The organism is Klebsiella sp. JB_Kp042, assembly GCF_040065275.1.
Classification (GTDB): Bacteria; Pseudomonadota; Gammaproteobacteria; order Enterobacterales; family Enterobacteriaceae; genus Klebsiella; species Klebsiella quasipneumoniae.
On sequence record NZ_JBEAJL010000083.1, the window covers coordinates 124,835 to 139,581 of the forward strand.

The window sequence follows — 14,747 nt, forward strand, 5'->3', positions numbered from 1 at the left end:
ACCATCCCGAGTGTGGATGATCTGCATTATATGACATTAGCGTAACACCAGGCGTCCGTCAGGTGTTACGAGATGAACATAACATCTGGATGATGAGGAGGCGTGCGCGGCAGACATCAACCGTGTCAAGCACTACGCTCATCTGAAGTAGGTCACTCGTATTTCATTTTACGGGGGAGGTGCGTCTGCCGGGAGGGGGATACACTGGCCAGCTATTGGACAATCTTTACGCGTCTTTTTTTGCGTCGCTATCCGTGACGCTCCTGATGATTTTTCTCAGTTGGCAAATGCCAAAACTCATCGCTAATTTATTATGGTGCTTCGCTTTGCTTACGGTGCCTGAAAAAAGAGAGTGCCCGACAAAACGGCTATCCTGATAAAAAACAGTATCAGCGTGTAACTCGCCAGAAATCACCAGCACTGCTATTAGCAAAAGGAGAGAGGTTTTCATCATTCGTTTCTTGCCAGCTTAACTCTGTCTCTGGTTATCCGGGCATTATGAACACCGTTCAGCAATGGTAGTGACCGACCGATGTATATCCGGGGCATGCGGCGCATAATAAAATTCTACCGAAGTCTGCCTGCCGTTGAAGTTACTGATTTCCACCCACGCGACAGTCGTGTTTTCAGTATTCATCAGGTTGTATTTATCGATGTTTTCAGGAAGAGTGTCATCATATTCCAGCGATAAATTCGCTTTAGAAGCGGCATAATGAAGGCAATCGATCACCTGATTTTTTCCCTGATTAACGTAATAGGTTTCTTCTTCCGGGTGTATGCCCACATCCCCCAGATCCACACAACCACTTAACAGAAAAAGGGTGGGCAACATCAGCAATATTTTCATGGAACCTCTCTGTGTTAAATAACATTGGCGTGATTTTAACTTGTATTTAACAGGCCAAGCATTCTGAGTTAACGAATGGTGAATTTATTCCACCCTCTACTTAACGTGGCGCAATATTATCACTGTGCGTTAAAACGCACAACCCTGCGATTTAGCGTTAGTATGTATTCAACATTTAAATGCTTTACCGTCAGGCGGGTAAAACAGGCGGTAAAAATATGATGCCCCCTGGCGACGGGACAGGGAAGAAGCGCCTGCGACATCCCCCCATGTCGAAGCGGCGTAATGGTAAACATTTACCCCGCGCCATGATAATTAGCTACAGGATTCATCCCCCATGACCCCCGGCCGGTTGTTGGCCAGAACGCGGTGGGCTTTCCCTTTGCACCAAAGCCATGCAATGCCCCACTTTTACTCCCCATTTTTGGGAGGCGATGCGCCGGTTGGCGGTAAATCACTGAAAGTACTGCTGTCTGGCTCCTGGCATGGCGCTTGCAAGACCATCAGCAGAAAGCAGCGCAACAGACAATTTAGATCACACAATAGCTGGCTAGGGTTCCGGTTCACCGCGGTGAACGTCTGGTCCGAGAGCTGGCGACCTCGGCGAGGTTACACGGCGGGATAAAAGCCCGGGAGACAGCAGCACCGTTGGGTGTCGCGCTGCTCCGTTTCTCGTGCTAACCAGAGGTCCACCATGAAAACATCGCCGCTCCTCCGCTCACTTGTCCTGTCACTGACGCTATTGACCAGTGTCCCGTCCTTTGCCGCCGTCAAGAAAGAGTTCAACGTCTGCTGGACCATCTACGCCGGCTGGATGCCCTGGGGCGCCATCAGCAATGAAAAGATCATCGATAAATGGGCCAGCAAGTACGGCATCAAAATCAATATTGTTCAGCTCAACGATTACATCGAATCCATCAATCAGTACACCGCCGGGCAGTTTGACGGCTGCACGATGACCAACATGGACGCCCTGACCATTCCGGCGGCCGGCGGTGTCGACAGCACGGCGCTGATCACCGGCAGCTACTCCGATGGTAACGACGGGGTGGTTCTGAAAGGGGCGGATAAAAAGCTCAGCGACCTGAAAGGGATGTCGGTGTATCTCCCGGAGCTGTCGGTCTCCCACTATCTGCTGGTGCGCGGCCTGGAAAAAGCCGGGCTGCAGGAAAAAGACGTCAAGGTGGTGAATACCTCCGATGCCGATATCGTCTCGGCCTTTGGCACCAGCGGCGTGCGGGCGGCGGTGGCCTGGAATCCACAGCTGTCGGTTATCAAAAAGACCCCGCAAACCAGCGAAGTGTTTAGCTCCTCGCAGGTGCCGGGCGAGCTCATCGACATGATGGTGGTCAATACCCAGACCCTGAAAGATAACCCGGCGCTGGGCAAAGCGCTGACCGGCGCGTGGTTTGAAATGATGGCCAAAATGAAGGCCGGCGATACCCAGGCGCTGAGCGCTATGGCCGCCGACTCCGGTACCGATCTCGCCGGCTACCAGGCGCAGCTCAAAACCACTCATCTTTTCTGGACGCCTGCCGACACCCTGGCGTTTATCGCCTCGCCGGATCTGGCGAAAACCATGCAGCGTGTGGCGCAGTTCTCCTTCGATAAAGGTCTGCTGGGCGAGGGGGCCCAGAGCGCGGACTTTATCGGCATGACCTTCCCGGGCAATGTCACGCTCGGCGATGCCGCCAACCGCAAACTGCGCTTTGACGACAGCTACCTGAAGCTGGCCGCCGCGGGCCAGCTGTAATGATTGCCGCCGGGAGACCACGCCATGCGCCACATTAACCGATATCCCCAAAAGGGGATGCGCCTGACGCTGATGCTGCTGCCGTTTGTGCTGCTGATCGCCGCCTGGTTTATGGGATCGGCGGTGCGGCTGGAAGCCAATCCGCAGGACAAGTTGCTGCCAGGCCTGTCGCAGATGGCGGCGGCCATTGACCGGATGGCGTTCACCCCGGACAAACGCAGCGGTGAGTATCTGCTGTGGGCCGACACGCTGATCAGCCTGAGCCGTCTGCTGACGGGCCTGGCCGTCTCGTCGCTCATCGGCCTCGGCATCGGTATCGCCGCCGGCGTCTTCCCGATGTACCGCGCGGCGCTGTCGCCGCTGATGACGGTGGTGTCAATGATCCCGCCGCTGGCAATCCTGCCGGTGCTGTTTATCGTCTTTGGCCTGGATGAGCTGTCGAAAGTGATGCTGATCGTCATCGGCATTACGCCGATGCTGGCGCGCGACCTGGAGCAGCGGGCGCGGGAGATCCCGGCGGAGCTGTTTATAAAGGCGCAGACCCTGGGGGCTAATAGCTGGACAGTGGTGCTGCGGGTGGTGCTTCCTCAGCTGCTGTCGCGGCTGATCGCTTCGCTGCGCCTGCTGCTGGGCTCGGCATGGCTGTTCCTGATCTCCGCCGAGGCCATCTCCGCCACCGCCGGGCTGGGATATCGCATCTTCCTGGTGCGGCGCTATATGGCGATGGACGTGATTATTCCGTATGTCATCTGGATCACGCTGCTGGCATGGCTGATGGATCTGGCGCTGCGTCAGCTGCACAAAGCCTGTTTCCCGTGGGCGGAAGGAGGCCGGGGATGAGTTTTATCGACATCAAAAACATCTGGCAGGAGTACGGCGACCATGTGGTGCTGGAGCGCATTAATCTGCAGGTGAAAGAGGGCGAGTTTTGCTCAATGGTCGGCGCGTCCGGCTGCGGTAAATCGACCTTTCTGCGTCTGCTGCTCGGTCAGGAGCAACCGACCCGCGGCGCCATCCTGCTCGACGGCCAGCCGCTGGCGGCGGAGCCGGACCGCAGTCGCGGCGTGGTTTTCCAGCGCTATTCGGTGTTTCCGCATCTCAACGTGCTGGATAACGTCGCCATCGGCCTGGAGCTGCCGGCGTCCCCGCTGCTGGGGCGCCTGTTTGGCGGCAGAAAGCGCGAGGCCCGGCAACAGGCCCAGCGAATGCTGGAGAAAGTGGGCCTGGGACACGCCCTGGATAAATACCCGGCGCAGCTCTCGGGCGGGATGCAGCAGCGGCTGGCCATTGCCCAGGCGTTCGTGATGCAGCCGCGGGTGCTGCTGCTGGACGAGCCCTTCGGCGCGCTGGATCCCGGCATTCGCAAGGATATGCATACGCTGCTGCTCCAGCTGTGGAGCGAAACGCGCATGACGGTGTTTATGGTCACCCACGACCTGGCCGAAGGCTTCAACCTGGGCACGAGGCTGCTGGTGTTCGACAAAGTGCGCATCGACCCGCAGGCGCCCAACGCCTGGGGCGCGCGTATTACCTACGACATCCCGCTCAATGAAGCGCGGATGGCGCAACTGGCCGCCGGTAGCGACACCAACGTTTACGCATTAAGGAGATAAATTGATGACTGAACTGTTTCACTCCACCCCCAGCCTGCGCGAAGAGCGGCTTCCCGGCGGGGCGCACACCTCGCTGATTTTGCGCAAAGGGCAGATCCTGCGCCTGACCGATCTCGACGGCGGGGCAAACGTCAGCATGATGATGCTCAATCCCCATGAGAAAAGTGAGCGGCTCAACCTGCCGGATACCCTCAAAGGACAGCATACCGCGCGCCTGACCGCCGGGCACTGTTTCTACTCCGATATGGGCCGGGTGCTGGCCGGGATCGTCGCCGACAGCTGCGGCTGGCACGATCCGTTCGGCGGGGTCCTCAACGCCGGGGAGACGCACGACAAATATGGCGCCGGACGCTACCAGGAATTACGCAATGGCTTCTATCGCAACGGCGTCGATAACCTGCTGGTGGAGATGGGGAAATGGGATCTCGGTCTGGAAGATCTGCTGATGGTGGTCAACTTCTTCAGCAAAGTGACCGTCGATGACGAGGGGCGCTTTCACTTTGTCTCCGGCAACAGCCGCGCCGGGGACTATGTGGAACTGTATGCCCCGATGGACGTCCTGCTGGTCCTCACCGCGCTAGCGCATCCTCAGGATCCGGCCACAGAGTATGCCCCCCGTCCGGTACAGCTGAGCTGGTATCAGGCCGACGATGAAGACGCGGCCACTCAGGCGCTCCTGACCCGCGATGAGAACCTGCGCGCGTTCCGCAATACCCAACTTTTTGCCCTGTAAGGAGACGTTTATGACCCTTATCACCAGTCACCGACGTCCTGAAGAGGCCGTCTATCGCCATGTGATCCCCGCCGGGGAGCCGTGGCTGTTCGAGGTTAAACAAGGGCAAACCCTGCGTCTGCTCGATCTCGAAGGCAACCAGGCGATTGATACCCTGTTTTACAACGCCGACAACCCGCGCGAGCGCTACGATGCGCAGCGCACGCTGCGCCGCCAGGGTAACGCCTACCTCACCGCCGGCAGCGTGCTCTATTCCAACCTTGGCCGTCCGCTGATGACCATCGTGGCCGATACCTGCGGGCGGCACGATACCCTCGGCGGCGCCTGCGCCCAGGAGAGCAACACCGTCCGCTACGCCCTCGACAAGCGCTACATGCACAGCTGCCGGGATAATTTCCTCTGCGCCTGTCTGCATGATGGCCGTCTGCATAAGCGCGATATCGGCGCCAACATTAACTTCTTTATGAACGTGCCGGTGACGCCGGAGGGCGGTCTGACCTTCGCGGATGGCATCTCGGCGGCGGGAAAATACGTGGAACTGCGCGCGGAGTGTAACGCCATGGTGTTGATCTCCAACTGCCCGCAGCTCAACAATCCCTGCAATGGCTGGAACCCGACCCCCGCCGAGGTGCTGGTATGGAACTGACCCGCTGGCAGCGCTGGCGTTTGCTGGCCTTTCGGCTGTTCGCCGTTCGCGCCGACCGCCTGAACCACACGCCGACGCGCCACCTTTAAGCGCCGGTTCTCCCGGGGACGACCTCAGGGGAAGACGAATTGTTGCGGGACGACCCGCTTCGCTGTGAGTTCCGCTTATGTTTGATACCTTACTGATTGCCAACCGCGGGGCGATTGCCTGCCGCATTCTGCGCACCTTGCGCGCCATGCAGGTGAAGGGCGTCGCCGTTTACGCCGAAGCCGACCTGAGCAGTCTGCACGTCCGCGAAGCGGATGAGGCGCTGAGCCTCGGCGAGGGGCCGGCAGCGCAAACCTATTTAGTCGTAGAGAAGATCATTGCCGCCGCGCGGCAGAGCGGCGCCCGCGCCATCCACCCCGGCTACGGCTTTCTGTCGGAAAACGCCGCCTTCGCCGAGGCCTGTGAGGCGGCGGGACTGGCGTTTGTTGGCCCGACCCCGCAACAGCTGCGAACCTTCGGCCTGAAACATACCGCCCGCGCGCTGGCCAAAGCGGAGGGCGTTCCGCTGCTGGAAGGCAGCGACCTGCTGGCCGACAGCGAAGAAGCCTGCCGGGCGGCAGAGGCGGTGGGCTACCCGGTGATGCTCAAGAGCACGGCGGGCGGCGGGGGGATTGGCATGCGCGTCTGCCGCGACGCCCGCGAACTGAGCGAGGCGTTTGCCACGGTGCAGCGGCTGGGGCAAAACAACTTCAGCGACGCCGGGGTGTTTCTCGAAAAATATATCGAACGCGCCCGCCATCTCGAGGTGCAGATCTTCGGCGACGGGAAGGGGGCGGTTATCGCCCTCGGCGTGCGCGACTGCTCGCTGCAGCGGCGTAACCAGAAAGTGATTGAAGAAACGCCGGCGCCAAATCTGCCGGACGGGATGGCGCAGGCGCTGTGTAGCGCGGCCATTGCCCTCGGTAAAGCGGTGAACTACCGCAGCGCCGGGACGGTGGAGTTTGTCTACGACAGCGCGGCGCAGCGCTTCTATTTCCTCGAGGTCAATACCCGGCTGCAGGTGGAGCACGGCGTCACGGAGCAGGTGTGGGGCGTAGACCTGGTGCGCTGGATGATCGCCCTGGCGGCAGGGGATTTACCGCCGCTGAGCGAGCTGTCCGCCGGGCTACAGCCCCGGGGGCATGCCATTCAGGCGCGAATTTACGCCGAAGATCCTGGCCGCCAGTTTCAGCCTTCGCCCGGACTGTTAACCGACGTCTGGTTTCCGCCGGCGGACGGCGCTACCCTGCGCATCGACCGCTGGGTCGAGGCCGGCTGTGAAGTGCCGCCGTTTTTTGACCCGCTGCTGGCGAAAGCTATCGTCTGGCGCCCCAGCCGCGATGAGGCGATCGACGGCCTGGCGCAGGTACTGGCGGAGACCCGCCTGTACGGCGTCGAAACCAACCGCCAGTACCTGCAGCAGATCCTTGGCTTTGCGCCGTTCACCGCCGGGGAACCCTGGACCCGCTGTCTGGAGCAACTGCGCTACCGGGCCGATACCGTGGAGGTACTCAGCGCCGGCACCCAGACCAGCATCCAGGACTACCCGGGACGTCTGGGGTTCTGGGCGGTGGGCGTACCGCCCTCAGGCCCGATGGATGACCGGGCGCTGCGCCTGGGCAATCGTCTGCTGGGCAATGCCGAGGGCGACGCCGCGCTGGAGATCACCCTTAGCGGACCCACGCTGAAATTTAATACCGCGGTGCAGGCGGTGGTCTGCGGCGCGCCGCTGCCCGTAACGCTCGACGGCATTGACCAGGAGATGGACGGCGTCTTCTCTGTTCCGGCGGGGGCGACCCTCAGGCTGGGGGCGATAAGCGGGCCAGGCGTCAGAAGCTATCTCTGCCTGCACGGCGGCATTCAGGTGCCGGACTACCTGGGCAGTAAAAGCACCTTTACCCTCGGTCAGTTTGGCGGCCACGGCGGACGGGCGCTGCGCGCCGGCGACGTGCTGCATCTTGCGCCTCCGGCTGAGACCATGGAAGGCGCGGCGCTTCCCGCAGGGTTGCGCCCTGAACTTGCGGAAGTGCGAACGCTGCGGGTGATTTATGGCCCCCACGGCGCGCCGGAGTTCTTTACCCCGGCGTATATGGCGACCTTTTTTGCCACCGACTGGGAAGTGCATTTTAACTCCAGCCGCACCGGCGTGCGCCTGATCGGGCCCAAGCCGGTCTGGGCCCGCGACAGCGGCGGCGAAGCCGGGCTCCATCCGTCGAATATTCACGACAACCCCTACGCGGTGGGGGCGGTGGATTTTACCGGCGATATGCCGGTGATCCTCGGGCCGGACGGCCCAAGCCTCGGGGGCTTTGTCTGCCCGGTCACGGTGATCGAAGCCGATCTCTGGCAGCTGGGCCAGCTTAAGGCGGGGGATAAGGTGCGCTTTGTGGCGGTTGACGTCCCCACCGCCCGGCGGCTGGCGGCAGGCCGTCGCGCAGAGCTGGCGACTCTGCAGGCGCAGGACGTTGCCTGGCAGCCTGTGCCGCTCACCTCGCCGGTGGTGATGACCTGCGGCGACGCTAACAAACGTCTGGTGGCGCGCCTCTCCGGCGATACCCATCTGCTGCTGGAGGCCGGTGAGGCGGAGCTGGATCTGGTGCTGCGCTTTCGCATCCATGCCCTGATGCAGGCCCTTGAGGGGCAATCCCGGGACGGGATCATCGATATCACGCCGGGGATCCGCTCTCTGCAGCTCCATTTCCAGCCGGAAACGCTGGCGCTGGAGACACTGCTGGCGTGGGTCCGCGAGGAGTGGGCCACGGTCTGCATGAGCGACGATCTGCAGGTTCCAACACGGGTGGTGCATCTCCCGCTCTCCTGGGACGATCCGGCCTGCCGCAAGGCGATCGACAAATATATGACCACCGTCCGCCCGGACGCCCCCTGGTGCCCAAGCAACCTCGAGTTTATTCGCCGGATAAACGATCTCCCGGATGAGCAGGCGGTGTGGCAAACGGTGTTTGACGCCAGCTATCTGGTGATGGGTCTCGGCGATGTCTATCTCGGCGCGCCGGTGGCCACGCCCCTTGATCCGCGCCATCGGCTGGTCACCACCAAATACAACCCGGCGCGAACCTGGACGGCGGAAAACTCGGTGGGCATCGGCGGAGCGTATCTGTGCGTTTACGGCATGGAAGGCCCGGGCGGCTATCAGTTTGTCGGCCGCACCCTGCAGATGTGGAATCGCTATCACGAGGTGGCCGATTTTGCCGGCAAGCCCTGGCTGCTGCGCTTTTTCGACCAGCTGCGTTTCTATCCTGTCTCGGCGGAAGAACTGCTGGCTATTCGCCGCGATTTCCCGCTCGGACGCTACCCGCTGCGCATCGAGCACAGCACGCTGCGGCTGGCGGAGTACCAGCAGTTTCTCTCTCGCGAGGCGCAGAGCATTAGCGCATTTCGCGACCATCAGCAGCGGGCGTTTAACGACGAGCGCGAGCGCTGGATCGCCAGCGGCCAGGCCCATTTCGACAGCCAGGAGAGCGCGACAGAAGAGGCGGGCGATGCGCCGCTGCAGCCGGGGGAGCAGGGGGTGGAAAGCCCGGTATCCGGTAATCTGTGGCAGGTACAGACCGCGGCCGGCAGCCAGGTACGCGCCGGCGATGTGCTGGTGGTGCTTGAGTCGATGAAAATGGAGATCCCGCTGCTGGCGCCGTGCGATGGCAGGGTTCAGCAGGTCAATGTGCAGCCAGGCAGCGCGGTGCGTGCCGGGCAGCGGGTGGCAGTGATTATTGAGGAGAAGGCATGATGCAGCAGACGTTTGATTTACGCCTGGCGACTCTGGCGGCGAACTATCGTAACGGCCACACCACCCCGCGCGCGCTGCTGGCGGGGATCCGTCAGCGGGCGCAAGCGCTGGATCCCGAGTTTAATCTGTTTATCCATCTCCTGAGCGAAGCGGAGCAGGCGCCGTTTCTGGCGGCGCTGGAAGGCCATTCGCCAGACACGCTCCCGCTGTACGGGGTGCCGTTCGCCATCAAAGATAATATTGACCTTGCGGAGATCGTCACCACTGCCGCCTGTCCGGCGTTTGCTTACCGGCCGACGCAAAGCGCGACCATTGTCGCACAGCTGATTGCCCTGGGGGCGGTGCCGGTGGGCAAAACCAATCTCGATCAGTTTGCCACCGGCCTGAACGGGACCCGTTCGCCGTATGGTCGCTGCCGCAACGCGTACCATCCCGCTTATCCCTCCGGCGGCTCCAGCGCCGGCTCGGCGCTGGCGGTAGCCCTGGGCGTCGCCAGCTTCGCGCTGGGGACCGACACCGCCGGTAGCGGTCGCGTCCCGGCCGGGCTGAATAACCTGGTGGGCCTGAAAGCGACGAAAGGGGTGATCTCCACCGCCGGGGTGGTACCGGCCTGCCGCACGCTGGACTGCGTGACCTTTTTCAGCGCCACCGCCGACGAGGCCAGCCAGCTGCTGGCGCTGGTTGCCCGGGCCGACCCGCAGGATAGCTTCAGCCGCCGCAATCCCCAGTGGAACACTCGTCAGGCCTTCGGCAGGCCGCCCGCCGGGTTTCGCTTTGGCGTCCCGCGGGAGCTTAACTTCCTCGGCTGCCGCGCCAGCGAAGCGCTGTTCGCCCAGGCCGTGCAGCGGCTGACGGCGCTCGGCGGGGAAGCCGTGGCGATCGATTTCGCGCCTTTTCTCGCCGCCGCCCGCTTGCTGTATGACGGGCCATGGGTCGCTGAACGCTATGCGGTGGCTGGCCCGTTGATTGAGCAGCAGCCGGACGCCGTGCTGCCGGTTATTCGCGACGTGCTGGCGAAAGCGCCTGATATCGACGCGACGGCGACCTTTAAGGCGATGTATCAGCTGCAGGAATATAAAGCGCAGTGCGATGCTATCCTCGAGACGCTGGACTGCGTGCTCACGCCAACCTTTCCGCGGCCGGTAACGCTGGACGAGCTGGAGGCGGAGCCCATCGCCCGCAACGCCGACCTGGGCTACTACACCAACTTTATGAACCTGCTGGACTATGCGGCGGTGAGCGTGCCGTGCGGGTTTATGCCCGACGGACTGCCCTCCGGCGTCACGCTGTTCGGCCGGGCCTTTACCGATCAGTATTTGCTGAGCCTGGCCGACGCCTTCCAGCGCGCGGAGCGGCTGCCGCTGGCAGGCGGCGCGCGGCTGGAGAGCCTGCCGCCTGCGTACCCCGCGGGCCATGATCGGATGGCCCTGGCTGTATGCGGCGCCCACCTGACCGGCCAGCCGCTGAACGGCCAATTGCTGGCGCGGGGCGGCCGGCTGCTGCAGGCGACCCACAGCGCGCCGCGCTATCGGTTGTATGCCCTCCCGGATGGCAAGCGCCCGGCGATGGTGCGTGACGAGCCAGAGGGGGCTGCGATAGCGGTGGAAGTCTGGGAGATCCGCAGCGCTGAGGTGGGGTCGCTGCTGGCCGCCATCCCCGCGCCGCTGGGGCTGGGACAGATTGAGCTGGCGGACGGCCGCTGGGTGACGGGCTTTATCTGCGAAGCCGGGGGGCTGGGCGCGGCCACCGAGATCACCGCCTGGGGCGGCTGGCGCCAGTGGCTGGCCAGGTAAACGGAACACCCTCTGCGGTAGCGCCGCAGAGGGAACTTTCGCTTATAGCGGGCTGTTCTCATCGAGCCGGGTGACGCTCCAGACGCGGGCGTGCGTGTCATCAATGCGATAGTAGCTTTTCACGCTTGCCGTACCGCCGATGGCGTAGCCCACCAGAGCCACAATGTTGAGCTGATGCCCCTGCTTATCGGTAAACGCATAATATTCATCCAGCACATAGCCGCTGATTCCAGACGATCGTCCCTGGCTTTCAGGTCCGGGGTATAGTCCGCGATGGTTTTCCCCACAAAGTTTTTGGCGACGTCCTGCTTTTCGTCAACGCTGACGATAAACGCTGCGCTGGCAGGAAAGTGCTGAACCACGTCAGCCAGGGTCGGTTTCGGCGCGGCAGAGGGGAATAACGTGTGATCGATAGTGTAGGCCTGTAGCCAGCAGGAGAATAACGCCGCTTCCGCCGCACGGCCATCCGGGTCGGAAAGTCCGGGCAGCGCATCGACGGTCTCTCCCGCTTTACGCAGCGCAATGAAATCGGCACAGGAAGAGACCCGTGCCTGATTCTGGTCACTCAGCACCAGCGTCAGAGGAGACTGGTTTATCTCAAGCTCGCCCGCCGCCAGCACCGGCGTGCTCAACAATAACGTCACCGCCATACCGATAAAATATTTCATCACATAGCCTCCATGAATATCGACGTATCCTGATCCGAGGTGACAGGGAAAGCAAGCGATGGATGATGTCTTTTCCACATGTCCGGGCGATGCCTCCCGGACGCCGAGCGACGGCCGGGGAAGGTTACTGATGGTGTGGGGCGGGATAAAACGCTTCCGCTGTCCATTGCGCTGATGGCTGGCGGTATTGCTGCCAGAACAGTTCGGCAATCTCCCGGGCTTCGGCGGAACCCGGCGTGACGTACGCCCCCACCGTCACGATGGAAAGATGAATATTCTGCGCTTTTAAGAGCGGAAAAAGGCCATGCGTCAGGTTAAGCAGCCCGGCTTTGCCGACGCTCAGCGTCAGATACTCCGGGTGAGGCTGAGTGGCAAACATCCCGCCAGTCAGCAGGATCGCGCCTTTTCCACGCGCGGCCATCAGCGGAGTGACCGCTTTGATGGCGGCATATACCGCGCCAATATTGGTGGTGAGATCCTGGATGAAGCCTGCCACCGACTGGGTCTCCAGATTACCGTCATGCATGGCCGCGGCGTTGAAGTGCAGCACATCCACGCCGCCGGTCTCCACCTCTACCTCGCGAATGAGTTCCACGATACTGGTGATATCGCTGGCGTCCGCCACGCGACCTTCCGCGGCTAATCCAGCCGCTCTCAGTTGGTCGGCCTGCGCCGCCACATAGTTTTTATTGCGTGAGGGCAGGACAATCCGGAATCCCTCACCACCAATATCAGTGAAGCGCTGCTGACGGCGGTCATTCGGGCAACCGGGATCGCACTGCTGCCGGGGTGGATGGTTTGCCAGGCGGTGCAGCGCGGGGAACTGGTCCGCGTGCTGCCCGACTGGCGTAGCGCGGCGAAGGTCAGCGTTTATGCCCTGATGCCGCCCGGCACGCTGGTTCCCGCCAAGACCCGGGTATTTATCGACACGGTATGCCATCAGCTGGCGTCATCCCCGCTGTGGCAGGACGAATTGAAGCGATAAGCAGGGGGGGCCGCTAGAGTAAGCCATGGATGGCGGTTATACCGCGGTACTGGCCCGGACTTTGAGTTCTGACGGAATTTCTATGAACTTTTCACAAGGCTTATCGTTAAGCAGCTCGAGAAGCGCTTTGCCCGCCTTCACCCCAATGTCATGCCAGGGAAATTCAACGGTTGTCAGGGCAGGGGAACAGACTGTCGATAATACCCCGCCGCCTAAACTCGCAATGGCTACGGTATTGGGCACTTTGATCCCGGCGCTGTGGCAGGCCATCATGCATCCGCACGCCATTTCATCCGATGTGCAAATTAGCGCATCCAGATCGCCCCAGGTAATCATCATATCCTTGAAAATATTCACGCCTGTGGCGATGGTTGAAGGCAAATGCGTGGTCACCACCCGATGTGGTGAACGGTTCAGGGCCAACATCGCCGTATTCCAGCCGCTCAGAAGCTGGCGAAACATCGTATTGTTGGCTGGGGTACACAACAACGCGATGTTTTTTAATGAGGCATCCGCAAGGTGGGTTACGATCTGTTTCACTGCCTTACCGTAATCCACGCCGATGCACATGCCAACAGGCTGGGTATTTAACGCGCCAATCTCCAGGATAGGCACATCTACATTGGCCAGCAGCTGGGTGCAGCTCTCAATGGTGTCGATATTGAACTGAATAATCGCTGCCGGGTTATAGGCGAGCATTTTTTCAAACGTTTTTTGTTCGTTTTGACCGTCATGACCAGATTCCATAAACATCATGGTATAGCCGCGTTCAGTCAGGATTTTTTGTAATGCTTCCGACACCGGCAAAAAACCTGGCGAAGAGAAGGTGGGGACGACGGCCAAAATGAGATCGGAATGGACCGACGCCAGATTACGCGCCTGGAGATTGGGGACATAGCCGAGTTGACTGACTGCCGCATCAATACGATCGCGAAGGTCAGGGTTGACTTTTTCAGGCATTCTCAGCGCACGGGAGACGGTCATGGCGCTCACGCCGACAAACTCAGCCACTTCGGTCAGGGTTATCTTCCCAGTTCCCTTACGACGTTTTTCTTTCGGGCTATTGTCTGCGTCTAGACTCTTCACCAGGATCACCAACCGTTTGAAAAATAATAAGTAACAAAAGTAAATCGTTGATACGCATTATAACTTACCACAGCGTAGGGGAAAGCACATTATAACACATGTTAGCGGTAACTCATTTTTTAACATTTTTGCTTGTTAGCGCTAACTTTGAGAGATGTATCACAGTTGCATTTTATTTAGCTGTTTATAGTTCAGCACATGGAATCCCTCGGGAGTGCATATGATTAGAGACTGGTTAACCCCGGATAAAATTAATGTCATTAACGCAATAGATAACTGGAAAAATGCCATTCGACTCTCAGCAGAACCTTTGCTGGCGCAGGGGTATATGGCAGAGCACTATATTGAGGCGATTTTTAAAAGCCATGAAGAATTTGGGCCTTATTATCTATTAGCCCCAGGATTAGGGAAGGTGCGAATAAGCAGGTCATTTCTTCCCAAGCTGACTCGCTGATTAAAATTTCGCGGATCTGGGCCGATTTTTTTCCCGCAAACACATCGAATCAGCCTATTTAGGCTATTTTTTCCACCATTTCTGGCGTTATTTCCGGTTTTTACTGAGATCTCTCCCACTGACGTATCATTTGGTCCACCCGAAACAGGTTGGCCAGGGTGAATAACATCGCCAGTTGGTTATCGTTTTTCAGCAGCCCCCTGTATCTGGCTTTCACGAAGCCGAACTGCCGCTTGATGATGCGAAACGGGTGCTCCACCCTGGCACGGATGCTGGCTTTCATGTATTCGATGTTGATGGCCGTTTTGTTCTTGCGCGGATGCTGCTTCAAGGTTTTTACCTTGCCGGGACGCTCGGCGATCAGCCAGTCCACATCCACCTCGGCCAGCTCCTCGCG

15 protein-coding genes, 1 pseudogene and 1 riboswitch are annotated in these 14,747 nt (G+C 60.3%); of the genes and pseudogenes, 9 read left to right on the forward strand and 7 right to left on the reverse strand.

Translation table 11 applies throughout. The features are described from left to right. Window positions 1-226: 226 nt before the first annotated feature. Window positions 227-454, reverse strand: coding sequence for a hypothetical protein (locus ABLV54_RS14535; protein WP_123822703.1), 228 nt, complete (start codon window positions 452-454; stop codon window positions 227-229). A 42-nt stretch (window positions 455-496) separates the two neighbouring features. Beyond that, the gene (locus tag ABLV54_RS14540) at window positions 497-847 is read right to left on the reverse strand and encodes a hypothetical protein (protein WP_050534111.1); all 351 of its coding nucleotides are present in this window, start codon (window positions 845-847) and stop codon (window positions 497-499) included. A 539-nt stretch (window positions 848-1,386) separates the two neighbouring features. Further along, a riboswitch (guanidine-I (ykkC/yxkD leader) is annotated at window positions 1,387-1,485 on the forward strand. 56 nt (window positions 1,486-1,541) lie between these two features. Here ABLV54_RS14540 and ABLV54_RS14545 point away from each other — a divergent pair. The 7 genes from ABLV54_RS14545 (at window position 1,542) to atzF (ending at window position 11,157) form a co-directional block, all read left to right on the forward strand. Beyond that, window positions 1,542-2,600 carry a putative urea ABC transporter substrate-binding protein gene (locus ABLV54_RS14545; RefSeq protein ID WP_032452903.1) on the forward strand — a complete coding sequence of 353 codons (1,059 nt, stop codon included), beginning with the start codon at window positions 1,542-1,544 and terminating at the stop codon, window positions 2,598-2,600. 24 nt (window positions 2,601-2,624) lie between these two features. Then, window positions 2,625-3,440: an ABC transporter permease gene (locus ABLV54_RS14550; protein WP_023289736.1), complete on the forward strand. Its 816-nt coding sequence runs from the start codon at window positions 2,625-2,627 to the stop codon at window positions 3,438-3,440. Then, window positions 3,437-4,213: an ABC transporter ATP-binding protein gene (locus tag ABLV54_RS14555; protein ID WP_050534112.1), complete on the forward strand. Its 777-nt coding sequence runs from the start codon at window positions 3,437-3,439 to the stop codon at window positions 4,211-4,213. Before ABLV54_RS14550 ends, ABLV54_RS14555 begins: the two co-directional genes overlap by 4 nt. A 4-nt stretch (window positions 4,214-4,217) precedes the next feature. After that, window positions 4,218-4,946 (forward strand): urea amidolyase associated protein UAAP1, encoded by a 729-nt coding sequence (locus ABLV54_RS14560; RefSeq protein WP_050534113.1) that lies wholly within the window; start codon window positions 4,218-4,220, stop codon window positions 4,944-4,946. A 10-nt stretch (window positions 4,947-4,956) separates the two neighbouring features. Further along, window positions 4,957-5,592, forward strand: coding sequence for an urea amidolyase associated protein UAAP2 (locus ABLV54_RS14565; protein ID WP_023289733.1), 636 nt, complete (start codon window positions 4,957-4,959; stop codon window positions 5,590-5,592). Between the two features lie 166 nt (window positions 5,593-5,758). Continuing rightward, the gene (gene uca, locus ABLV54_RS14570; RefSeq protein WP_050534114.1) at window positions 5,759-9,364 is read left to right on the forward strand and encodes an urea carboxylase; all 3,606 of its coding nucleotides are present in this window, start codon (window positions 5,759-5,761) and stop codon (window positions 9,362-9,364) included. Next, window positions 9,361-11,157 carry an allophanate hydrolase gene (atzF, locus tag ABLV54_RS14575; RefSeq protein WP_050534115.1) on the forward strand — a complete coding sequence of 599 codons (1,797 nt, stop codon included), beginning with the start codon at window positions 9,361-9,363 and terminating at the stop codon, window positions 11,155-11,157. The genes uca and atzF overlap by 4 nt, the downstream gene beginning before the upstream one ends. A gap of 119 nt (window positions 11,158-11,276) precedes the next feature. Here the strand turns inward: atzF and ABLV54_RS14580 are convergent, their stop codons facing one another. Then, on the reverse strand, window positions 11,277-11,825 hold the full coding sequence (locus tag ABLV54_RS14580) for a hypothetical protein (protein ID WP_256575608.1): 549 nt from the start codon (window positions 11,823-11,825) through the stop codon (window positions 11,277-11,279). A 124-nt stretch (window positions 11,826-11,949) separates the two neighbouring features. Continuing rightward, window positions 11,950-12,699 (reverse strand): SDR family oxidoreductase, encoded by a 750-nt coding sequence (locus ABLV54_RS14585; RefSeq protein ID WP_248860896.1) that lies wholly within the window; start codon window positions 12,697-12,699, stop codon window positions 11,950-11,952. Here ABLV54_RS14585 and ABLV54_RS14590 point away from each other — a divergent pair. Next, window positions 12,598-12,810 carry a LysR substrate-binding domain-containing protein gene (locus ABLV54_RS14590; RefSeq protein ID WP_238875000.1) on the forward strand — a complete coding sequence of 71 codons (213 nt, stop codon included), beginning with the start codon at window positions 12,598-12,600 and terminating at the stop codon, window positions 12,808-12,810. The genes ABLV54_RS14585 and ABLV54_RS14590 overlap by 102 nt on opposite strands. A gap of 36 nt (window positions 12,811-12,846) precedes the next feature. Here the strand turns inward: ABLV54_RS14590 and ABLV54_RS14595 are convergent, their stop codons facing one another. Continuing rightward, entirely contained in the window at window positions 12,847-13,899 is a 1,053-nt protein-coding gene (locus tag ABLV54_RS14595; protein WP_048298673.1) for a LacI family DNA-binding transcriptional regulator, read from the reverse strand. A gap of 217 nt (window positions 13,900-14,116) precedes the next feature. On the opposite strand from ABLV54_RS14595, the pseudogene ABLV54_RS14600 reads away from it, so the two are divergent. After that, window positions 14,117-14,302: pseudogene (locus ABLV54_RS14600) on the forward strand (PTS sugar transporter subunit IIA); the annotation flags it as partial. On the opposite strand, the gene ABLV54_RS14605 reads toward ABLV54_RS14600, so the two are convergent. Both ABLV54_RS14605 and ABLV54_RS14610 read right to left on the reverse strand, forming a co-directional pair. Continuing rightward, window positions 14,281-14,469, reverse strand: a complete 189-nt coding sequence (locus ABLV54_RS14605; protein ID WP_348814186.1) for a hypothetical protein — start codon at window positions 14,467-14,469, stop codon at window positions 14,281-14,283. The pseudogene ABLV54_RS14600 and the gene ABLV54_RS14605 overlap by 22 nt on opposite strands. Beyond that, window positions 14,451-14,747, reverse strand: a 297-nt coding sequence (locus ABLV54_RS14610; protein ID WP_348814187.1) for a transposase, incomplete at its 5' end; no start/stop codon positions are given. The genes ABLV54_RS14605 and ABLV54_RS14610, both read right to left, overlap by 19 nt.